General features: G+C 59.1%; 25 protein-coding genes. 11 read left to right on the top strand and 14 right to left on the bottom strand.

Translation table 11 applies throughout. The features are described 5' to 3' along the window. Positions 1–37 precede the first annotated feature (37 nt). Positions 38–1,081 carry an alpha/beta fold hydrolase gene (locus CXQ82_RS21580; protein WP_101272205.1) on the bottom strand — a complete coding sequence of 348 codons (1,044 nt, stop codon included), beginning with the start codon at positions 1,079–1,081 and terminating at the stop codon, positions 38–40. Positions 1,082–1,178: 97 nt separating this feature from the next. Then, the gene (locus tag CXQ82_RS21575) at positions 1,179–2,096 is read right to left on the bottom strand and encodes a YafY family protein (RefSeq protein ID WP_256581825.1); all 918 of its coding nucleotides are present in this window, start codon (positions 2,094–2,096) and stop codon (positions 1,179–1,181) included. 24 nt (positions 2,097–2,120) lie between these two features. Here CXQ82_RS21575 and CXQ82_RS31695 point away from each other — a divergent pair, with 24 nt between their 5' ends. Beyond that, entirely contained in the window at positions 2,121–2,738 is a 618-nt protein-coding gene (locus tag CXQ82_RS31695; protein ID WP_256581824.1) for a hypothetical protein, read from the top strand. 49 nt (positions 2,739–2,787) lie between these two features. Next, positions 2,788–3,333: a hypothetical protein gene (locus tag CXQ82_RS21565; RefSeq protein ID WP_101272203.1), complete on the top strand. Its 546-nt coding sequence runs from the start codon at positions 2,788–2,790 to the stop codon at positions 3,331–3,333. 59 nt (positions 3,334–3,392) lie between these two features. Here CXQ82_RS21565 and CXQ82_RS32025 read toward each other — a convergent pair whose 3' ends face one another. After that, positions 3,393–3,908: an SUKH-4 family immunity protein gene (locus CXQ82_RS32025; RefSeq protein WP_101272202.1), complete on the bottom strand. Its 516-nt coding sequence runs from the start codon at positions 3,906–3,908 to the stop codon at positions 3,393–3,395. A gap of 70 nt (positions 3,909–3,978) precedes the next feature. On the opposite strand from CXQ82_RS32025, the gene CXQ82_RS21555 reads away from it, so the two are divergent. After that, the gene (locus tag CXQ82_RS21555) at positions 3,979–4,500 is read left to right on the top strand and encodes a hypothetical protein (RefSeq protein WP_101272201.1); all 522 of its coding nucleotides are present in this window, start codon (positions 3,979–3,981) and stop codon (positions 4,498–4,500) included. A gap of 597 nt (positions 4,501–5,097) precedes the next feature. Here the strand turns inward: CXQ82_RS21555 and CXQ82_RS21545 are convergent. Both CXQ82_RS21545 and CXQ82_RS21540 read right to left on the bottom strand, forming a co-directional pair. Beyond that, entirely contained in the window at positions 5,098–5,430 is a 333-nt protein-coding gene (locus tag CXQ82_RS21545; RefSeq protein WP_101272199.1) for a DUF6124 family protein, read from the bottom strand. Between the two features lie 343 nt (positions 5,431–5,773). After that, positions 5,774–6,271 carry a hypothetical protein gene (locus CXQ82_RS21540; protein WP_101272198.1) on the bottom strand — a complete coding sequence of 166 codons (498 nt, stop codon included), beginning with the start codon at positions 6,269–6,271 and terminating at the stop codon, positions 5,774–5,776. A 155-nt stretch (positions 6,272–6,426) separates the two neighbouring features. On the opposite strand from CXQ82_RS21540, the gene msrA reads away from it, so the two are divergent. Then, a complete protein-coding gene (gene msrA / locus CXQ82_RS21535) occupies positions 6,427–6,933 on the top strand; it encodes a peptide-methionine (S)-S-oxide reductase MsrA (protein WP_101272197.1) in 507 nt (168 codons plus the stop codon). Positions 6,934–7,010: 77 nt separating this feature from the next. On the opposite strand, the gene fos is transcribed toward msrA, so the two are convergent. Then, complete coding sequence (gene fos, locus CXQ82_RS21530; protein WP_101272196.1) at positions 7,011–7,421, bottom strand: fosfomycin resistance glutathione transferase; 411 nt, start codon at positions 7,419–7,421, stop codon at positions 7,011–7,013. A gap of 147 nt (positions 7,422–7,568) precedes the next feature. Next, complete coding sequence (locus CXQ82_RS21525; RefSeq protein ID WP_101272195.1) at positions 7,569–8,087, bottom strand: hypothetical protein; 519 nt, start codon at positions 8,085–8,087, stop codon at positions 7,569–7,571. Between the two features lie 362 nt (positions 8,088–8,449). Between CXQ82_RS21525 and CXQ82_RS31690 the strand changes: the two genes are divergently transcribed. Beyond that, entirely contained in the window at positions 8,450–8,572 is a 123-nt protein-coding gene (locus tag CXQ82_RS31690) for a hypothetical protein (protein WP_256581823.1), read from the top strand. A 12-nt stretch (positions 8,573–8,584) separates the two neighbouring features. Further along, positions 8,585–8,827: a hypothetical protein gene (locus CXQ82_RS21515; protein ID WP_101272194.1), complete on the top strand. Its 243-nt coding sequence runs from the start codon at positions 8,585–8,587 to the stop codon at positions 8,825–8,827. A gap of 3 nt (positions 8,828–8,830) precedes the next feature. Here CXQ82_RS21515 and CXQ82_RS21510 read toward each other — a convergent pair whose 3' ends face one another. The 7 genes from CXQ82_RS21510 to CXQ82_RS21480 form a co-directional block, all read right to left on the bottom strand. Next, positions 8,831–9,277: a hypothetical protein gene (locus tag CXQ82_RS21510; protein ID WP_101273847.1), complete on the bottom strand. Its 447-nt coding sequence runs from the start codon at positions 9,275–9,277 to the stop codon at positions 8,831–8,833. A gap of 24 nt (positions 9,278–9,301) precedes the next feature. Then, a complete protein-coding gene (locus CXQ82_RS21505; RefSeq protein WP_101272193.1) occupies positions 9,302–9,817 on the bottom strand; it encodes a hypothetical protein in 516 nt (171 codons plus the stop codon). A 40-nt stretch (positions 9,818–9,857) separates the two neighbouring features. Next, entirely contained in the window at positions 9,858–10,169 is a 312-nt protein-coding gene (locus CXQ82_RS21500) for a hypothetical protein (RefSeq protein ID WP_157832186.1), read from the bottom strand. A gap of 92 nt (positions 10,170–10,261) precedes the next feature. Next, the gene (locus CXQ82_RS21495; protein ID WP_101272191.1) at positions 10,262–11,512 is read right to left on the bottom strand and encodes an NAD(P)/FAD-dependent oxidoreductase; all 1,251 of its coding nucleotides are present in this window, start codon (positions 11,510–11,512) and stop codon (positions 10,262–10,264) included. Between the two features lie 167 nt (positions 11,513–11,679). Next, on the bottom strand, positions 11,680–12,120 hold the full coding sequence (locus CXQ82_RS21490) for a type II 3-dehydroquinate dehydratase (RefSeq protein WP_101272190.1): 441 nt from the start codon (positions 12,118–12,120) through the stop codon (positions 11,680–11,682). A 13-nt stretch (positions 12,121–12,133) separates the two neighbouring features. Next, the gene (locus CXQ82_RS21485; RefSeq protein WP_101272189.1) at positions 12,134–13,114 is read right to left on the bottom strand and encodes an NAD(P)H-quinone oxidoreductase; all 981 of its coding nucleotides are present in this window, start codon (positions 13,112–13,114) and stop codon (positions 12,134–12,136) included. After that, the gene (locus CXQ82_RS21480; RefSeq protein ID WP_101272188.1) at positions 13,111–13,533 is read right to left on the bottom strand and encodes a RidA family protein; all 423 of its coding nucleotides are present in this window, start codon (positions 13,531–13,533) and stop codon (positions 13,111–13,113) included. The genes CXQ82_RS21485 and CXQ82_RS21480 overlap by 4 nt, the downstream gene beginning before the upstream one ends. Positions 13,534–13,716: 183 nt before the next feature. Between CXQ82_RS21480 and CXQ82_RS21475 the strand changes: the two genes are divergently transcribed. From CXQ82_RS21475 to CXQ82_RS21455, 5 genes are all read left to right on the top strand, one after another. Continuing rightward, the gene (locus CXQ82_RS21475) at positions 13,717–14,691 is read left to right on the top strand and encodes a LysR family transcriptional regulator (RefSeq protein WP_101272187.1); all 975 of its coding nucleotides are present in this window, start codon (positions 13,717–13,719) and stop codon (positions 14,689–14,691) included. A gap of 326 nt (positions 14,692–15,017) precedes the next feature. Next, positions 15,018–16,535 (top strand): amino acid ABC transporter permease/ATP-binding protein, encoded by a 1,518-nt coding sequence (locus CXQ82_RS21470; RefSeq protein WP_101272186.1) that lies wholly within the window; start codon positions 15,018–15,020, stop codon positions 16,533–16,535. A 27-nt stretch (positions 16,536–16,562) separates the two neighbouring features. Further along, positions 16,563–17,435 (top strand): phytanoyl-CoA dioxygenase family protein, encoded by an 873-nt coding sequence (locus tag CXQ82_RS21465; RefSeq protein ID WP_101272185.1) that lies wholly within the window; start codon positions 16,563–16,565, stop codon positions 17,433–17,435. Between the two features lie 28 nt (positions 17,436–17,463). Continuing rightward, positions 17,464–18,294 (top strand): ABC transporter substrate-binding protein, encoded by an 831-nt coding sequence (locus tag CXQ82_RS21460; RefSeq protein ID WP_101273846.1) that lies wholly within the window; start codon positions 17,464–17,466, stop codon positions 18,292–18,294. Positions 18,295–18,348: 54 nt separating this feature from the next. Further along, a complete protein-coding gene (locus CXQ82_RS21455) occupies positions 18,349–19,080 on the top strand; it encodes a class II aldolase and adducin N-terminal domain-containing protein (RefSeq protein WP_101272184.1) in 732 nt (243 codons plus the stop codon). The last annotated feature ends 2 nt before the right edge of the window (positions 19,081–19,082 follow it).

Raw genomic sequence — 19,082 nt, 5'->3', positions numbered from 1 at the left:
AAAAGGCCCGGCGCTGTGAGGCGGCCGGGCCACTTTTTTAATCGCGAACGGTTTGCCCCAGAAACTCAGTGATCAACCCTACGATCTGCTGCTGAATCTCTGCCCGTGGCCGCGCACCTTCACCGTCCCGGCAAATCATGCCATCCCCCGGCGAACTCTCTTCTATCAAGGCTATCGCCCCTGGCTTGCAGATCGACATAAAGCTGAAGTGGGTCGCGTCGCTGATCTCCACGTACTGCGTGGAAGCCTTTGGCATGCGCTTGACCATATTGGCGGATTCCAATTCAGGGTCCATATCCTCGGTCTTCACACCGCCTGCAATCACCAGCGCCGGCACCGGCAGCGCGGCCAGGCTGGCGTCGGTGAAGCCGCGCGACAGGCCCAGGTCCAACGCCACAATGGCGGTGACGCGTTTGTCGCTCAAATCCCCGGCCAGCTTGGCCTTACCCTCGGGGGTGGCCGCGGGGTTCATCTCGTGGTAACCGATGCAACCGCCCAGTTTGGGGTGCACGTTGCAGTCCTGGGCGAAGTGGTCCGGGTCGAAGCGCGCGCCGCCGATTTCCAGCACGGTCCAGCCGCCGAGGGAGTGACCTATCGCAGCAATCCGCTGGCTTGCCACCGCGCCAAATTGCTTGGGCTGCGCGAGCACTGCATCAATAGCGCGGCTCAGGTCCGCCGGGCGTTGCCATAACTGTGCGGCGGCTGGCGGGCTGCGGTCCTGGGTGGTGGTGCCGGGGTGGTTGACCGCCGCCACGATAAAACCTTGATGCGCCAACGCACTGGCCAGCCACGCCTGCTTACCCCAATTGCCGCCGTAACCGTGGGACAGCACCACCAGCGGATGCTCGCCACTGGCCGCCGGCGCATTGCGCACGGCGAGGGCGCCGGTGAACACCGCGTTGTCGGCGATCAGCTCGGGCTTGGTGGTGATGGCGGCGGCGGGGTACCAGACGGTCAGTTCCAGCGGGCGGTGGTTTTTCGCGTCGAGCAGGGTGGTGGTCTGGAAGCCGATGGGGCTTTCGGCGGCGAAGGCGGGGGAGGTCAGGCAGAGCAGGAACAGGGCGCGGAGAGCGGTTTTCATTGTTGTTATCGTCCTTGATTTGGGTGGCGCATGATTACCTGAAATCTGGCGCCTGAACATCCCCTGCGCAGGCTGAGATCAAAGCAAGCTCTGCCGTTCAAGTTCCGTAGTTTTTCACCGCCGCGCTAAGCAACTTGTGGACATGATCCCTGAGGGCTTGCGGCTCCAGCACCTCAATATCCGCAGCGTTTGCCATTAAAAACAGGCGCAGGCCCTGCGTGTCACGGATTTCACAGGTCAGCAACCAACTGTCCCCATAGGGAGCCAGCGTCTGGTTTATATCGAGAGGGTTTTCTGAAAGCCGGTTGTACAGGTTGTCACTCAGGCGCAGGCGCGTTAACTGCGGGGGCGAGTGAATGCTCACCAAGTCTTTTTGTGCCTCATCCGAGTGGATGTCGTAGCCTTCCGGCTCAATGGGGTTGCGCTTGCCGGGCCCCACTTGGGTGATTCGATGCAGCATAAGTGCACAGAGTTTATTCGGCCCGTTGCTGCTGTACTTGCCGCGCGGCAGACCGGGGTCGGGCGCTTCACCCGGCCAGTCTTCTTCGACGATGTAGGCGGAAAGATAAATATTGGAGTCCTGATAGGAAAGCCCCAATGGCGTGAGTTGGTAAGTGCATTCAACGCCTCCTGCATCTCGCGGCCGATACCCGACTTCCAATGGGGCGCCGTCGAGAATGGCGCTCTGTACCTGTTTGAGATGTTCGGGGTTGTACTGACCTGGCTGCAATAGCGTAAATCGGGTGCCGGAAGTCAAACGCTTGGTGTAGTCCAGCTTACGTTCTGCGCCGTCCTGCATCACCAACTCCGCATACTCCCGCAGCCCCTTGAGCTCATCGGTGGCTAATTGCAGGCCAAACCGCTCAGCGTGCTGGAAGACCGCCGTCAGTGACATGGCGTCGGTGGGTGAAAGTACCAACGAGTGGCTTCGACCCACCGCTTTCCAGAGCAGCAGTCTTTTGTCTGCCTTACTGGCGTCGCTATCAACGTACTTGAGTTTTTTGAGCAGCTCCAAGTCCCTGAGGGTGGTTTTCTTATCATGGACATCACCGGCATCACCATGACGATCAACCCAGACGACCAGCTTTTTGTGGATGTCGGTGGTGGAGAGCGGTGCGGCGGCGCCGCGAAGAATTTGGCGTACGTAATCACGGCGATGAGCTCGATCAATCATTTTTTTAGTTCGGGACAGGAAGTGTCCCTATTTGAATTCAGGATGTTCTTCATTGGCAAGGTAATCACGCCTGACCCGAATTGCGGGGCGGCGGATGAGGAGGGCATCGTGGTGAAAGACATCGAGCAAGTGAAAGCATTGATCGTTCAGAGCGCTGTCGGCGGCCTTGGTGCTGCCGACTTGCGCCGGTACGTCATGCAAGAAGCGACGTACCTGAGTGAGGCTGAGTTTCAGTCGATTATCTTGGGGCTACAGGAAGCGGGCCATCTGTGTGGGCATGAGGTTGAAGGCCAGTGGATGTACACCGCAATCGATACGGCGGCGCCGGGGTTCATTGCTTTGGAGTACAGCCCCCAGTTTGCCGAACGGATCATCGCCGCGTCGTGTGAAGAATTCAAAGAGATCGACGTGGATGCAATGATCAGCCAACTCGATGAGATGATCGCAAGCGCACGCTTACGCAAAGCCTTCAAGAATCAATAAATTACAATCAACCCGTATTTTGTCCCCCCACTGAAAGGAAGTAGGTTCCATGGTTAAAGATGTGACGTCCGCCATTATCAAGGCCAAGCCAGGCATCCAAAAATATCTGGCACTGATGGACCAAGTGGGCAAGGTCAATGTCTCGACCGATGCTGCGTTCCAGCGCGCCTATAACGGCTTCTATCGCGTCCAGCGCCGCCAGCCGGCCTGGTACAGCGCCTATTACAGCCTTATGCAGGAGCTGAAAGGGTCGACGCCCACCTTCGGTGAGGTACTCGACCGTATACACGAAAGCACTGGCCGCTATGAGCCGTCCTTTTCCAGTAAATGCGTGGCGACGCTAAACCCTGAGAAGCCGGTATGGGACAAATTTGTGTTGTCCAACACCAACCAGGTGGCGCCTTCCTACACCTCTCGCACGAAGATTCAGGACGCCAAGCTCCGTTACGCCGACATCGAAAATTGGTACCAGAGCTTCCTGCCGTCTGATGAAGGTGTGAGTTGGGTAGAGCAGTTCAACAAATTGGTACCGGAACACCACGCGCTGACGGATCTCAAGAAAGTCGATTTCATCCTCTGGCAGATGCGTGGCTAGTAATTTGATCGCGGCTTTTGCGTGCCAGCGGCAGGCAGAAATTCCTGGCCTGGCCGCCATCAGCCTGCCGAAAACCCGGCTACGCTCCTCGCACCGATACCCTCTGGAGACGCCGCGATGATCCGAGCCCTGCTGGTTGCTACTCTGCTTGGCCACATAGACCCAAGATCGACCGCTCGTGAGTCGATGGTTGCAATTGCGTCGAGACAATCAGCCATGGCCTCCTTGGTGAGGTGCTCTTGGTAGATACAAAGAGTCTCAGCAAATTGCGGAAGAGAAGAATTTATGAAAACTCTCCCGTTGTAACGGTCGTGGTTGAAGTAGATGACGTGTCGGCTGTCCATATCAATGGCAACAACGTCGCCAGATCCATTGTGACCTAGAGGAAAATAAGATTCGGGTAAGCCGACATTTTGTACTCGTGACTCAATTTCGGTCTGTGAGTAGGCATAGAACGAAAGAAACGGCGCGGCATCACGCGGCAGCCCCTGTGCCGCCAGAAGGCTTGAATCTTCTCTTGCAAGTCGGTCGGGAAGGGACTCTGGATCATGAGCGTTCGCTTCTGGCCGATAGATGCCGGTGTCGCGCTTCTGCGTATCTCCTGATAGATATCTAACGGATTGATCTGTCTCAGGATAAAGTGGCGTGTCAAATGATCAGGGCATGCACATGTCAAAAATGACTCAGCGCTTGAACATTAATGAACAGATCTCTTACCTGAAGGTAGGTATAGAGCTAGGTATTTTTAGCGTATCGGACGCTGCCCAATGGGCAGATGATCAAATCGCTACACAAGAAGACCCTGCCTACGAGCTGATAGAGCTTTCACTCATGAGTGACTCGAACCGGTACGAGATTGCAGATCAGTTGGTTCGAATTGGGGCGCCCTCGTTAAACCCCGCTGAGGTCTTGCCGTGTCTGCTCGCCAAGGCACATAAGAGGCTCCTCAATGAACCAGATTTTGGACGGATTTTAGCGGAGGGGCTGTACCGATCTTGGTCAGCCTCAATCTACGACTTCCCAGAAATCTTGAGTCCATGCGGTTACTTCGACGATGCCTATTCATTGGCTGAGAACGGGGTATATGGGACGACCGATCAGATAACGCGCGAGCTACTTGAGTTCACCTCTCGATTCCAGAATTGCGCTGAGCTTTTTAGCGCCTAAATGACAGATGTGGGAGAAGGCTAGCAGCTGCGAGAGGCCGCTTTCGACCCTGAGCAGACATTCAAGAGCTGACGTCAAGGGGAAAGCTACTCAGCACCTCATAGGTCAACCCAGCCTCAAAATATGACGCTCTCCACTCAAGAAACCCTACTTCTGGCTCGCACAACAAGAGAACAGTGCATCCAGCCTCCCCCATTGAAATCCTTTCCACCACGACGATATCTCCAGGAGCCGCCTCCCGAGAGTTCAACCAGTCCGTGAGTACCACCGCTGCTCGGTCAATAGTGATCAGCTTTATGATACTGCCTTTGGAAAGTGCCATGCCGTCTCGCCTTAACTTGTGCAGGTATGTGGTTTGTAAAGCTATTTGAAGATTTAAGGAAGGTCTGCTTTTGGCCGAAAGAAGCCATTCACCGTCGGCTGTTTCTGATGAGTAGTGTCTATCCATTGCCGTTGGCTCAGAGCATGTAGCTGGCAACCGCAAAGTGTGGGGTTTTAAGCCCCCAGACCGGATGACAACAACGGAACAGAAAATCACCGATTCGCCGTAAAGTTATATTGGCAAATCGGCGATCTTCCGGTCGAAAGCAACGTAGCTCAACCGCCAGCTAAAGCCCCCTCCCGCTCCATCAACCTATCCATCAACAAAACCCCCAACTCACTCAGCTGGTGAATCGCCAGCACCACATCACGCTGTTTCCCCGTCAAGTCTTCCGACAGGTCAAGTAGCAATGCGGTTACCGAGGAAAAGGTTTCATAGCTGTTGGTGATCAAGGTTTCGTTACTGGCATCAGTGGCAACGCTGAACAGGGCCGGTGGTGGCAGTGGTGGGGCGGTTTCTGGATTGAGGTAGTGATCGATTGCACGGTGCGCAGCCTGGTTGAGTTTCAGGTCTGGTTCGTTTGGAGGGTTAGGCGTGACTTTGAACATGATGTAATTCCTGAATAGGGCCGACACCTTTTCGCTACTACACAAAATGGGTGGCAGCTGTACGCAGGTTAGTAGACCGGGGAATTACACAAAGCCGGCGCACCCGAAGGCGCCCTACGCACAGCCACCATCAGGCACAGACAGGCGTCTGATAGATGAAGCTCATGCACTAAGTGTAATTGACCCTCGGGCTACTAAACCCGATCACTAAATTGTCAGCGACCGAGCAACCTTAGAGACCCCCACCCAAGCGCACAAGCCGGCGGATTCTGACGCAACTGTAGGCAATCGGGCAAGGCGCTGAAGCCTGATGTAGGACATGTCCTCCGGCCTCGTAAGTCGATCAGCCTGGCGTGTGCACAGCCTCGGTAAGCTGCAACGCCGCCAGCGCTTTCAGCTTGTTATGCGGCCCTTTAAACAGCACACCGTCATCCACTGCCGTAAGCGTGATCCGCTCTGAGTCACACCGATGAAACGGCGTGAACATACGTTTTTTCGGGTAGTACTCGCCTGGCTGTGTTTCGGAGTACTTCACGGCAGCCATGGCGCTGCGCAGTACCTCAGGGCTGACATGACCGGCCACGTGCCACTCGGCCAGGGCCGCTTCGCGGTACATACTGTAGGCCATGCCAATGGACGCACCCAGGGTGCCGCTGCACAGCAGGTTGCTTTTGAACGTGTCGGTGATGCCAAGGGCGTAACCAACAAACAGCACGACGCTCATCATCACAATGAAGGTGAGCAGGGTTTCCAGCAGGCCCAATGCCTTGTAAGGGTCAACGGCAAGTTGCTGCTTGAGCGTGAGTCGGGTGATATCAGCGTGGGTGTTAAGCGGGTTCAAGCGTTACCCCTCCTGGGTGGTGGTGTCCTGATCGAGCGAGGGTGGCATTTTACTCGCGGGGTGATGGCCACGCCCGGTTTTTTCCGCGCTGCAACTTGGTATTGGCCAACAGTGCCCCATAACTACCCTGTACCCATTGCGTGGAAATACACACCATGACCAACCAAACCGAAACCGCGATCCTCGCCGGCGGCTGCTTCTGGGGCATGCAGGACCTGTTGCGACGCTACCCCGGCGTGCTGAGCACGCGTGTCGGCTACACCGGCGGCGATGTGCCGAATGCCACCTATCGCAACCATGGCAACCATGCCGAAGCGATCGAGATCGTGTTTGACCCTGCGGTGATTTCCTACCGGCAGATTCTTGAATTCTTTTTCCAGATACATGACCCGAGTACGCCGAATCGGCAGGGTAATGACCTGGGGCCTAGCTATCGTTCGGCGATTTACTATTTGAGCGAGCAGCAGCGTGACGTTGCCGAAGACACGGCGGCGGATGTGGATGCTTCGAAGTTGTGGCCGGGCAGGGTGGTCACGGAAATTGAGCCGGCCAGAGAGTTTTGGGAGGCGGAGCCGGAGCATCAGGATTATCTGGAGCGGATTCCGAATGGGTATACCTGCCACTTCATTCGTCCGAACTGGAAGTTGCCGAAGCGGGGTTGAGTGCCCGTTTCCACACCTCATCCGCTGCCGCAGAGCCCCGGCCCGGGTCGCGGCGGCGTTGATCCAGACGCAAACGCTTAGTCAAAGAACTCCATGCCTGCATAGGGATGGCGTCGGCATTGTTCAAGCCGTGAAGCCAGGCTGCCTACGTGCAGTTCCAGGCGGTGCCCATCCGGGTCGGAAAAATAAAACGAGTCGCCTTCGCTCGAGTTGGTTTTCCACTCCATCACGTTACGGCGCCGTAAATAGGCAGTCACTTCTCCAAAATCGTCCTGGCTCACCGAAAACGCATAGTGGGTGTAATCAGGCTGCTTTTGCGCCAGGCGGCTCTCGTCCAGAGACACACACAGCCAAAGATCGCCGAGGCAAAGATAGGCCCCCGTGTCCCAGCGGGCAGCCAATTTGAAGCCGGGCAGGGCCATATAAAACTCGAGACTGCGAGAGAGGTTTGCCACCGCCAGCGTCAAATGATTCAAGCCAGTCAACATGCGCATTTATCCAGAACCCGTCCACGAGATAGCGTGAGGGTATCAATATCGAGTTTTTCAATTCCATCGGCCATGAGAGCCTTAACGAATGCTGAAAGACCGCATTAAATGGCTCCACTCACTCGTAGCCAATGCCCTGCGAAATCCCTATTTAACGAACTTCAAGCATGCGAACCCAGTTTTAATCTGCAACTGTTGAATGGGTTCGATGCTCTCCTGGTCGCCGACTTTCTTGATCACGCCTACGCCGCAAAACTGTTCGTCGCGGTTGAAGAGCGGAATAATCCCGGCCTTGGGTTTGCTCCAGGAGCCTTGGATCAACGTATAGGTGGCGCCGCTCTGTGGCGTGAAGGAGAACGGGATCTTACAAACGTTGCTTCCTGCAAATTGCCAATAGGTGAGGATCAGCTCTTTATTCACGCCGACCCGAGACTCGATGTAGTCGCCGTTAGAGGGCAGCACGGTGTAACCCGCATAGCAGCCATTGTCGCTGAACGTCATGGCATCCAGTCTCGCGCCATTTCCAGCCTTGATGCGAACCGTGGCGGCGGGTTCATCAGCGCCGGGCACGGCATACTGCTTGCCCTGCAACAGCGAAGTGCAGCCGCTGATTGCCAACGCGCCGGCCAGCAGGATACAGCGGCTGAACGTTTGATTGAGATACATCCATCTCTCCCTGATTCCATTGGGTACCCTGACCATCCCGGGGCTTGGGACGGCCGAATAGCGGGCCGATGATAATGTATTCGGTGATGTATCAACCAGTGTTCAGCGCATAGGCCTGGGCCACGATGTGCTGCTCACTTCCAGGCTGAAATGATTTGAACCCACCGCCCGCCTTGTAGAGAATCCCCGCCTTTGGCTCGAAAGGATGCGTGCGATGAAGTTCGAAGGGACTTTCCAATACATGGGCAATCACGGGATCGTGTTCAACGTCTCGCAGATCACCCTCACCGACAACTAGCGCGGGCGCCGCCTCGTATGTCGCCACCCCTTATGTAGGTATGCCGGTAGGCGCGGGTGTGCGCATGTATGCCAATGACGTGCTACCCACCTATCATGCAGGCGACGTGCTGGTCAGCATCGAGGCCCAGGTCAGCGGCGGTATTGGCCCGCAGCGCACAGCTACGACACTGATCATCAAGACCTGACGGGAGAGGCCCATGTCCGAGATTACCCAGCTGGTCATTGCCCTGGTGCTGTTTTTTCTGCTCGACCGATTTCTCAAACCCTTCCGGCTGCGCAAGTGGGTAGGGGTGTTGCTGGTGGCGGCGGGTGCGGTGGGCTGCGTGGCTGCAAGCCAGGTCCAACTAGTGGGGTTCGACCTGGGGTTGCTGTCGATCTTCGCGGTTGCGCTGGGGGTGGGGTTGTTCCTGAAGCGGCGGCGGTTCGAGCCGGTGGGCTGAATATCAGCCCGCACAGCTCTGCTTGTTGACTTCGATCCTTGCGACCTCTTTTACGGTTTTACTGCCATAAATGAAAATGATCGTGCCGCCCAGCGAAATGATTGACTGCTCCCTTGGCATTTGTTTGGCACAAACAGACTGGGTGGTGCTTGATTTCATCTCGGCGAAGTCAAAGTCTTCGGGGTGGGTATCGTAATTGGCCAAGGTGTAAATGAACTTGAGTTCGTGACTGTTAGCCGCTTCCGCCCGCACGAAGGTTACATCGTCGTCGATTTTTCGATTCCCGGGTGTGGTCCGCGCAGTCACGATGATCAGGTCGCTGAGGAAACTGGTTTTGCTCGGCTCGGGTGTTTCCTGGAAGGCCTGTATGACCAGAACCCCTACCAGGCTCAAAAAAACCAATCCCAACGCCCACGGTATAAACGATTTTTTCGGTTGTTCTTTTGCCACGTTATTGCCCCCTCGACCCTTCACTTACTTCCCTAGATCACCAACCGCCAGCACATCGGGTGCATATTTCAGGTACCACTCGCGTTGGCCTTTAGGCAGTTCACGTGCAAGTTCAAGCTCTCGCTCGGACATGGCGGCATAACTCCTCAGGCCATGGTCAACGTGTTGCACTTGATTGTTGACCACGGTGTAGAGCACCCAGCCTTTGCTTTCCATACAGAGGCGACTGCCCTCATTGATGATCTGCGCTTCGGTGTAACCCAGGGAGCGGAAAACCTGCACACCTTGGCCATTCTTTTGGTAACCGGCGACTTGAAATCGAACGCAGGCATTCAAGCTTTCACTGAACTGAGCGGCGGAAGACGTGTTGTCCGCTACTTTGAAATAGACCGCGCCGTCTTTGAAGTCCATATCAGCCCGATCGGACACCACACTTTGCGCGGTGCTCAGATAACTGACAGAGGGTTTCGAGGTCGAGGCGCAGCCATTGAGCAGGCCGCCGACGAGAGCAAGCGTAAGCAGGGAAAAGGTAGTTCGCATCGTTATGTCCTTGAGCAGTGTTCTGGGTAGATTCGGCCGTTCACTTGCGGTAATGGCGGCGAAACTCGGTTTTGCCGTCATACAAACGCTTGCAGGCTTTTCTCGACAGAATGGCGCAGGGAATCAGCACGGCGGCGAATACGCACCACAACAAGGTGGAGTTGGTGAACAGGTAGTCGTGGGCCAGCTTGGTCACATACCAACCTGCGCCGACAGAGAGCACGATAAAAAAGATGACGCTGGCCAGCGGGGTGCCGTAGGAGATTTCTGCCTGGCAGCCCCGGCATACGCGGGCGCCCCATGGCACGTTGTTCATGCAGTGCGGGCAGGTGATGGTGCTGTTCGTTGACACGGGCTTCAGTCCTTTGAGGTTGTTCAAGGGGGCGCATTCTACGGCAACCCGCCTTGTTCTACAGCCCTTCAGATTTCAACATTGCTGCGCCGTCATGGCTTTTGGTAAGCCTTGTACTCGTTCTGCAACACGATATGGTCCGCCACATATTTTGCGTCGTGCCACACCCCGTAGATAAACGACGACGCGCGGTTCACCAGGTTGGGCAGGCCGAGGAAGTAGATCCCGCTTTCGGCCGAAATCCCACGTTTGTGGAACGGCTCGCCTTTCTCATCAAACGCATCCACTTTCAACCAGCTGAAGTCGAACTTGAAACCGGTAGCCCAGAGGATGGTGGTCACGCCGGCTTCGGCCAGGTCCAGGCTGAGGATCGGGTTAACCAGGCACTCAGGATCGGGCAGCAATTCCCAGGCTTCGGGCTCCAGCGGAAACGGCAAGCCATTGGCCTCGATATAGGCGTCTGCATCGCGCAGTACGTCGAAGTATGCGCGGTCGCCTTCGGCTACGTTTTCAGCCAGGCCGGGCTGGAAGGTCATGACGCCTTCGTTCCAGTCCTGGGTGACGCCTACCAGGTTGATGCCTTGGTGCGCCAGGCGGCGGAAGTCCACGGTCTTGCCGCCTTCATAACCACTGACGGCAAAGGCTACGTGCTTTTTCTTCGGCTGGATTTTGACTTCGTCCCACAGGCCCAGCGCACCCAGCCACCAGCAGTAATCGCGGCTGCGGTAGGCGCGGGGCGGGCGGTAGTGTTCGCCCACGGAGAGGTACACGGTTTTGCCGGCCTTTTGCAGTTCTTCGGCGATTTGCGAGCCGGACGCGCCCGCGCCTACGACCAGTACGGCGCCTTCGGGCAACTGGGATGGATTTTTGTAGGCAGACGAGTGCAGTTGATGAATCGGCGCCGTGGCCGGGACGATGGTGGGGATCGACGGGCGTTGAAAGGGCCCGGTGGCGGCGACGACGTTGGTGGCTTCAATCACGCCTTCGGAGGTGGTGACCTTGAAGCCGGGGCGGCCGACATGGCGTTCCACTTGTTGTACTTCGACGCCGGTGCGCACGGGGGCCTGCAACTGCTGCACGTAGGCTTCGAAGTAGTCGGCCATGCGTTCTTTGGGCGGGAAGGCTTCCGGGGAGATGCCTTCGAAGGTGAGGCCGGGGAAGCGGTCGTGCCAGGCCGGGCCGTTGGCGACGAGGGAGTCCCAGCGCTCGGAGCGCCAGCGTTCGGCGATGCGGTGGCGTTCCAGCACGATGTGGGGCACGCCCATCAGGGACAGGTGCTCGCTCATGGCGACGCCGGCCTGGCCTGCGCCGACGACCAGGGTGTTGATGGTTTCTACTGACATGGGCGGTTCCTGGGAAGTAAGAGGTTTTTCAGTAACACCGACGATCTACCGTGGGAGCTGGCTTGCCTGCGATAGCGGTGTACCAGTGACAGATGGGCTGGATGACCCACCGCTATCGCAGGCAAGCCAGCTCCCACATTTGATCTGCTGTGTTTTCGAGTCTGCATTTAAGGTTTCAGTAACGCGGCCACGGCCGTGAGTGCCAGTTCGTAACTCATGGCCCCGAGCCCGGCGATCACGCCGGTGGCGGCCTTGGATACGTAGGAGTGATGCCGGAAATGCTCGCGCTTCCAGATGTTGCTCATGTGCGCTTCGATGATCGGGCCGTCGAAGGCCAGCAGCGCGTCGAGGATCGGCACCGAGCTATAGCTGAGGCCGGCGGCGTTGATCACGATGGCGTCGGCGTTCAGCCTGGCCTCTTGAATCCAGTCCACCAGCACGCCTTCGTGGTTGCTCTGGCGAAACTCCAGGCTCAGGCCCAGCCCGGCCGCGTGGCGTTGGCAGCGCGCGTCGATGCTGGCGAAACTTTCGCTGCCGTAGGTGCCGGTTGTGTCCAGCCCGTAGAGGTTGGCGTTGGGCCCATTCAGAAAAAACACGCGGTGGGGCATGGGGCTCTCCAGGTTAGGGCGCAATGGTCAGCAAGACTTTGCCGAGGTTGGCGTTGGCTTCCAGCAGGCGGTGGGCCTCGGCGGCTTGAGCCAGTGGTAGCTGGGCGTGGATTTGCGGGCGCACCAGGCCGGAGGCCAGCCAGGGCAGGAAACGCGAACGGATGCACACCGCCAGCCGGGCTTTTTCGGCGTGACTTTTTGGGCGCAAGGTCGACGAAGTGAGGCTGAGGTTTTTACGCATCAGCACCTGCAAATCCAGTTCGATGTGGGCGCCTTGCAGGAACGCCAAACTCACATGCCGCCCACCCATGGCCATGGCGGCGAGGTTGCGTGCCACATACGGGCCGCCGACGTTATCCAGCACCACGTCCACGCCGCGCCCTTCGGTGCAGTCCTGCACCACGTCGACGAAGTCTTCGACGTGGCGATCCACCGCGCGCCATACGCCGAGGCCTTGCAGCAGCGCGACTTTCTGCGCGCCGCCGGCGGTGGCGATCACCCGTGCCCCGGCGGCGTGGGCGCACTGCACGGCGAAGCTGCCGACGCCACTGGCGGCGCCGTGGATCAGCACGCTGTCGCCACTGCGTAGGCGGCCGAGTTCGAACAGGTTGTGCCACACGGTGAAGGCCGCTTCCGGCACCCCGGCGGCGTCGTGCAGTGCCAAGCCCGCAGGCACTGGCAGGCAATGCGCCGCCTGGGCCACGCAGTACTCGGCGTAGCCGCCGCCATTGAGCAGGGCCATCACGCGGTCGCCGACCGCAAATTCATCCACGCCCTTGCCCACGGCGGCTACCAGGCCGGCCACTTCCAGGCCCAGTACATCGGTGGTGCCCGGCGGCGTCGGCGCGCCGCTGCGTTGCATCAGGTCGGGGCGATTGACCCCGGCGGCCGCCACGCGAATCAACACTTCACCGGCTTGCGGCACCGGCAGTGGGCGCTCGACCACGTGCAGCACCTCAGGGCCACCGGGTTCGCGGGCAATGATCGCTTTCATACGGTCCAGTCATCCGGCACAACGGCGATCACGTCGATCTCCATCAACCATTCCGGTTGGCCCAGGCCGGAAATCACCAGCCCGGTGGAAATCGGGAACACGCCCTTGAGCCACTTGCCGACCTCCTGGTACACCGGCTCGCGGTAGCGCGGGTCGATCAAGTAGGTGGTGGTCTTGACGATATGGGTCAGGTCGGAACCCGCTTCTTCAAGCAGCTGCTTGACGTTTTTCATCGCCTGTTCGGCCTGGGCGCGCGGGTCGCCGAGGCCGACCAGGTTGCCGGCGAAATCGGTGCCGATCTGGCCGCGTACATAAATGGTGTTGCCGGCGCGCACGGCCTGGCACAGGTCGTTGTCCAGGGCCTGGTTGGGGTAAGTCTCTTTGGTGTTGAACATACGAATGCGGGTATGGGTAGGCATGGCGGGCAACTCATGGGAAGCGGGATGAGTTCAGCTTCACATCGCCCCGAGTCTGGCGAAACCAGCATTTGCGCTGGGTAGTGCTTAGGAAAAACCGAAGCCCGTGCAGGCCGTCGGTTTGCCCATGACCCGGCACGAACCCTGCAACGCTCCCCATACAGTCATTGTTGAGGGGCAGGCGTAATGCTCAGTCGTATTACTCAGCGTCAACTGGAGTATTTTGTCGCGTCGGGAGAGGCGGGCAGTATCAGTGCTGCCGCTGAACGCATTCATGTGTCGTCGCCATCGATCTCGGCGGCCATCACCCATATGGAGGCCGAGCTGGGCATCCAGCTGTTTGTGCGCCACCACGCCCAGGGCATTTCCCTTACGGCGGTCGGGCGCCAGGTGATGCAGGAGGCCAAGCAGATCCTGGAGCAGATGAGCAACCTCTACACCATCGCTTCGGAGTCGTTGAACACGGTGCGCGGGCCTTTGCGGGTGGGGTGCCTGGCGTCGTTGGCGCCGATGATCACCCCGGAGTTGGTGTTCGGATTCGGTCGCGCGTTTCCGGGCGTGCGCCTGACCCAGGCCGAAGGCAACCACGAAGAATTGCTGGAAAAACTGCGCAGCGGCGAGCTGGATATCGCCCTGACCTACGACCTGGTGACCAGCCCCGACATCGACTTCCAACCCCTGGCGCACCTGCCGCCCTACGTGATGGTCGGCGAGTATCACCCGTTGGCGAGCCTGCCGGCGGTGAGCATGCAAGACCTGGAGGCGTACCCGGTGGTGCTGCTCGACACGCCGTGGAGCCGCGACTATTTCCTCAGCCTGTTCATCCAGGCGGGCACCACGCCGAACATCATCATGCGCTCCACCAACCTCGAAACGGTGCGTGCCATGGTCGGCAATGGCATTGGCTATTCCTTCGCGAATGCGCGGCCCAAATCGAATATGTCCCAGGACGGCAAACGGGTGATCCGCCTGCGCCTGGCCGGCTCGCACCGGCCGATGCGCCTGGGTTACGCCACGGCGAGCAACACCCAGTTGTCGCGCGTGGTGTCGGCGTTTGCCGAGCGTTGCCGGCTGTTTGTCTCCGACCAGTACATCCCCGGCATGGCGCCGCCAAGCTTTTTTGACCCACATGCGGTGCGGGTGCTTGAGGGTGTGAGCTGAGGTTGCACCAGGATGTGGCGTGTGTCGTGCCACGAATTCTGGTGCGCACCTTTTTGGCCCTGGTATGCAATCTCAAGAACCCAGCAGGGCAAATGTGGGAGGGGGCTTGCCCCCGATGGCTGGGTGTCAGCTACAAATTAGTTGGCTGACCCACCGCTATCGAGGGCAAGCCCCCTCCCACATGGGTTTTGCAGTGCTTTCAGGGCTGCATAGGTTCTACCTACCCAGTGCCCCGGTTTTAACGAATTGACCCCAACCACCTCGCCCCACGACTCTGAATCCATCGATGCAGATCAACTTCTTTTTTTGTGCAGGGCACCACGACGATGACATTCGACTGGAATTACATGTTTGGTTTGCTGGGCGATGCCGAGTTCTGGCGCGCGACGTGGACGGTGATCAAACTCAGTACCCTGACCTGGCTCTTGAGCATCGCCCTGGGCTTTCTGCTGGCGCTGGCCAAACAATCCAAACATCCACTGCTCAGCGTGCCGGCGCGTGGCTATATCTGGTTGTTCCGCAGCCTGCCGCTGCTGGTGTTGCTGATCTTCATCTACAACCTGCCCCAGGCGCTGCCGGGCACTTCGGCGGTGCTGGCCGACCCGTTCTGGTCCGGCCTGCTGGCCCTGGTGATCTGCGAAACCGCCTACGTGGCCGAGATCCATCGCGGCGGCTTGCTCTCGATCCCCAAGGGCCAGGGCGAAGCGGCGCGGGCGCTGGGGTTGCGGTTTTTCGGCACCCAATGGCGCGTGGTCATCCCCCAGGCATTGCGCGTCGCATTGCCGTCGCTGGCTAACGAATACATTTCCATCGTCAAGCTCACCTCGCTGGTGTCGGTGATCTCGCTCACGGAGATCCTGATGGTCGGCCAGCGCCTGTACTCGCAGAATTTCCTGGTGATCGAAACCATGGCGGCGGTGGCGTTCTTCTACGTATTTATCGTCACGGTGTTCGACTTTTTGCTCAAACGCCTGGAGCGCTTTCTCGATGTGAACCAGCGCAATGTCTCGCGCGTGCCGGACGCGGCGGTGCTGGCCCTGGCCACCCAACAGCGCACCGCGTTGCAACGCCCGGCCAGTACTGGCGTGGCGGCGTTGCAAGCTTCGCGGTTGCACAAGGCCTATAACGACATCGAGGTGCTCGGCTCGGTCAACCTGCAGGTGCAGCCCGGTGAAGTGGTGTCGGTGATCGGCCCGTCGGGCTCCGGCAAAACCACCTTGATCCGCCTGCTCAACGGCCTGGAGCAACTGGACAACGGCGAGATCCACATCAATGGCCTGCCGTTCATTCGCTTGAGCAAGGTCGGCGCGCAGAAGCCCCAATACATCGAGCACGCCGAGCACCGCCTGAACATCGGCATGGTGTTCCAGAGCTTCAACCTGTTCCCGCATTTGAGCGTGCTCGACAACCTGCTGATGGCGCCCAAATACCACCGCCTGGGCGCGACCTCCGAGCTGAAGCAACAGGCCTACGCGCTGCTGCACAAGGTCGGCATGCTCGATCACGCCTGGAAGTACCCGCACCAGCTGTCGGGCGGCCAGCAGCAACGCGTGGCCATTGCCCGCGCCTTGATGATGCGCCCGCAGATCATGCTGTTCGACGAGCCCACTTCGGCGCTCGACCCAGAGAAAGTCAACGAAGTGCTGCAAGTGATCGAAGCCCTGGCCGAGGAGGGCATCACCATGGTGATCGTCACCCACGAGATGAACTTCGCCTTCAAGGTTTCCGACCGCATCGTCTTTATGGAGAAAGGCCGCGTGGTCTGCGATGACACCCCGAGCGCCTTGCGCAGCGGCCATAACCCACGCGTGGAGGCGTTCCTCAAGGACGTCTCGCTGGCGTGATCTGTTTAACGTTCAGGACACAATAAGATGATCGAGCAATCTCAAATCGAGCAATTCCAGCGTGACGGTTTCCTGGTGGTCGAAGGCGTGCTGTCGATGGACGACGTGGCCGCGCTGCAGCACGATTTCGACCAGTGGGTAGAAGAGAGCCGCAGCCACGACCAGGGCTGGGGCGCCACCGTGGATGGCCGTGCGCGCTTCGACCTGGAGGGCGACCACCGCGCCGATCACCCGTCGTTGCGCCGGGTCAGTTCGCCCACCGAGATTTCCCCGGTGTATGAGCGCGTGGCGTTGCACTCGCGGATGGCGACGATTGCCGCGCAGTTGATCGGCGGCGGTGGCGCGCGTTTCCACCACAGCAAAATCAACTCGAAACTGCCGCACACCGCGACCCAGGTGAAGTGGCACCAGGACTTCCTGTTTACCCCCCACAGCAATGACGACATCGTCACGGCCTTGCTGATGGTCAGTGAAGTGACACCGGAAAACGGCCCGCTGAATGTGATTCCCGGCAGCCATCAAGGCCCGCTCTGGTCGCACTGGCAGAACCAGCGGTTCACCGGCTCGGTGGACGACGCGGTGGTCAAAGAACACTGCCAGCAACCGGTGGCCTGCTACGGCCCGGCTGGCTCCGTGTGCTTTATGCACACCCGCCTTTTGCATGCTTCGAGCCCTAACGAGACCGAACTCCCGCGCACCCTGTTCATCGGCGTCTACGCCGCTGAAGACGCGCTGCCATTCGGCGAAAACCCGTTGCCCAGTGCACACGCCGGCCTGCTGGTAGCCGGCGTAGAAAGCGGCTTGGTGCGTTCCACGGAGAATCATCTGCGCTTGCCGCAGAAACCCCGTGGCGCGTCCTTCTTCGTGCAACAGGCCGGACAAGATTCTGCCACTGCCTAACCTCCTAAAAACCTTGCGGGTAATGACCATGACAGCGTTTCGTAACAGTGTTCGCCCCCTCGCCGTGTGCCTGCTGGGCGCAGCGGTAGCAATGACCTCGTTGGCGGCTGTGGCCTTTCAGAAAGACGGCAAGATCGTGGCGGGGTCGGACGTGACGTTCTTCCCCTATGAGTACATGGATAACAACAAGCCGGCCGGCTTTGATATCGAGTTCATGGACGGCCTGGGCAAGGTCATGGGGCGCCAGGTCGAGACCCTCGACACGCGCTTCCCCAACCTGATCACCGGCCTGCAAGCCGGGCGTTTCGATGTGACCAACTCGTCGATGTACATCACGGCGGAGCGGGTCAAGGTCATCGACATGATCCCCTACCTGAAAAGCGGCGAGTCGATCCTGACCCTCAAGGACAGTAAATTCCAACCCAAGACGCCGGAAGAGTTCTGCGGCCACAAGATCGGTTCCATGGGCGCCACCTCGTGGCTGGCGCAGATGAACAAGCTGTCGACCGAGTACTGCGTGGCCAAGGGCCTGAAGCCGATCGAGATCAGCGAGTACAGCACCGACCCGCAAACCACCCAGGCCCTGCTGGCCCACGCGGTTGAAGCGCAGATCACCGACGCCGCCGTGGCCCGTGGCGTGATCGACAAACTCGGCAGTCGCGTGGTGATTTCGTCCGACACCTTGATCTACCCGGTGCTCAACGGCTTTGGCGTGAAGAAGGGCAACGACACGGTGAAAAAAGCCCTGCTCGACGGCCTGGAAAAATACCGCGCCACGCCGGAATACGCCGCCTTGCTCAAGAAGTACAACTTCGAGGCGCCGACCGAGGCCGACCTCGCGGCGCTGATGCCCAAGTAACCTTGATAGCGTGCGCCGCAGCCTGCTGCGGCCACGCCCTGCGGAGTAAGCTTCATGGCGTTATCCCTCGAAGAACAGACGCGCATCGACTTGGCGGCGACCTTTCGCATCATCGCCCACCTGGGCATGCATGAAGCGGTGGCCAACCATTTCAGCGCGGCCGTGTCGGCCGATGGCAAACAGTTTTTGCTCAACCCCAAGTGGAAGCACTTCTCGCGTATCCGCGCCAGTGACTTGCTGTTGTTGAACGCCGACGATGCGGCCTGCGCCGATCACCCGAATGTGGACGCCACCGCGTGGTCGATCCACGGGCAGATCCACCGGCTGCTGCCGCAAACCCGCGCCGTGCTGCACTTGCACCCGGTGTACACCACGGCCGTGGCGTGCCTGGCCACGCCGCATATCCCACCGATTGACCAGAACACCGCGCGCTACTTCAACCGCGTGGCGGTGGACGAACTCTACGGCGGCATGGCCGACACCGAGGCCGAAGGCGCGCGCCTGGCCGGGCTGCTTGACGGCAAGAGCCGGCTGTTGATGGGTAACCATGGCGTGATGGTCACGGCACCCTCCATTGGCGAAGCCTTTGATGATATCTGGACCCTGGAGCGCTCCTGCCAGATCCTCGTGACGGCCTGGTCCACCGGGCAGCCGCTGCGGGTGTTGTCCGATGAAGTGGCGGAGAAAACCGCGCGGGGCTGGGAAGGTATTGTGGATTTCTCGCTCCGGCATTTTGAAGAAATGAAGCAGTTGATGATCGACGCCGACCCTTCGGTACTCGATTAAGG

Source organism: Pseudomonas sp. S09G 359 (genome assembly GCF_002843605.1).
Taxonomy (GTDB): domain Bacteria; phylum Pseudomonadota; class Gammaproteobacteria; order Pseudomonadales; family Pseudomonadaceae; genus Aquipseudomonas.
Note: the sequence above shows the minus strand (reverse complement) of the source record. Positions and strands in the feature narration are given on the sequence as shown.

What these genes read in the sequence shown, in the direction of transcription:
- CXQ82_RS21480 (WP_101272188.1), bottom strand. Translation starts at nt 13,533, where the DNA reads ATGCCTACCCATACCCGCATTCGTATGTTCAACACCAAAGAGACTTAC.
- CXQ82_RS21490 (WP_101272190.1), bottom strand. Translation starts at nt 12,120, where the DNA reads ATGCCCCACCGCGTGTTTTTTCTGAATGGGCCCAACGCCAACCTCTAC.
- CXQ82_RS21580 (WP_101272205.1), bottom strand. Translation starts at nt 1,081, where the DNA reads ATGAAAACCGCTCTCCGCGCCCTGTTCCTGCTCTGCCTGACCTCCCCC.
- CXQ82_RS21565 (WP_101272203.1), top strand. Translation starts at nt 2,788, where the DNA reads ATGGTTAAAGATGTGACGTCCGCCATTATCAAGGCCAAGCCAGGCATC.
- CXQ82_RS31695 (WP_256581824.1), top strand. Translation starts at nt 2,121, where the DNA reads ATGGACATCACCGGCATCACCATGACGATCAACCCAGACGACCAGCTT.
- CXQ82_RS21460 (WP_101273846.1), top strand. Translation starts at nt 17,464, where the DNA reads ATGACAGCGTTTCGTAACAGTGTTCGCCCCCTCGCCGTGTGCCTGCTG.
- CXQ82_RS21475 (WP_101272187.1), top strand. Translation starts at nt 13,717, where the DNA reads ATGCTCAGTCGTATTACTCAGCGTCAACTGGAGTATTTTGTCGCGTCG.
- CXQ82_RS21455 (WP_101272184.1), top strand. Translation starts at nt 18,349, where the DNA reads ATGGCGTTATCCCTCGAAGAACAGACGCGCATCGACTTGGCGGCGACC.
- CXQ82_RS21495 (WP_101272191.1), bottom strand. Translation starts at nt 11,512, where the DNA reads ATGTCAGTAGAAACCATCAACACCCTGGTCGTCGGCGCAGGCCAGGCC.
- CXQ82_RS31690 (WP_256581823.1), top strand. Translation starts at nt 8,450, where the DNA reads ATGTATGCCAATGACGTGCTACCCACCTATCATGCAGGCGACGTGCTG.
- CXQ82_RS21525 (WP_101272195.1), bottom strand. Translation starts at nt 8,087, where the DNA reads ATGTATCTCAATCAAACGTTCAGCCGCTGTATCCTGCTGGCCGGCGCG.
- CXQ82_RS21485 (WP_101272189.1), bottom strand. Translation starts at nt 13,114, where the DNA reads ATGAAAGCGATCATTGCCCGCGAACCCGGTGGCCCTGAGGTGCTGCAC.
- msrA (WP_101272197.1), top strand. Translation starts at nt 6,427, where the DNA reads ATGACCAACCAAACCGAAACCGCGATCCTCGCCGGCGGCTGCTTCTGG.
- CXQ82_RS21545 (WP_101272199.1), bottom strand. Translation starts at nt 5,430, where the DNA reads ATGTTCAAAGTCACGCCTAACCCTCCAAACGAACCAGACCTGAAACTC.
- CXQ82_RS21515 (WP_101272194.1), top strand. Translation starts at nt 8,585, where the DNA reads ATGTCCGAGATTACCCAGCTGGTCATTGCCCTGGTGCTGTTTTTTCTG.
- fos (WP_101272196.1), bottom strand. Translation starts at nt 7,421, where the DNA reads ATGTTGACTGGCTTGAATCATTTGACGCTGGCGGTGGCAAACCTCTCT.
- CXQ82_RS21465 (WP_101272185.1), top strand. Translation starts at nt 16,563, where the DNA reads ATGATCGAGCAATCTCAAATCGAGCAATTCCAGCGTGACGGTTTCCTG.
- CXQ82_RS21505 (WP_101272193.1), bottom strand. Translation starts at nt 9,817, where the DNA reads ATGCGAACTACCTTTTCCCTGCTTACGCTTGCTCTCGTCGGCGGCCTG.
- CXQ82_RS21470 (WP_101272186.1), top strand. Translation starts at nt 15,018, where the DNA reads ATGACATTCGACTGGAATTACATGTTTGGTTTGCTGGGCGATGCCGAG.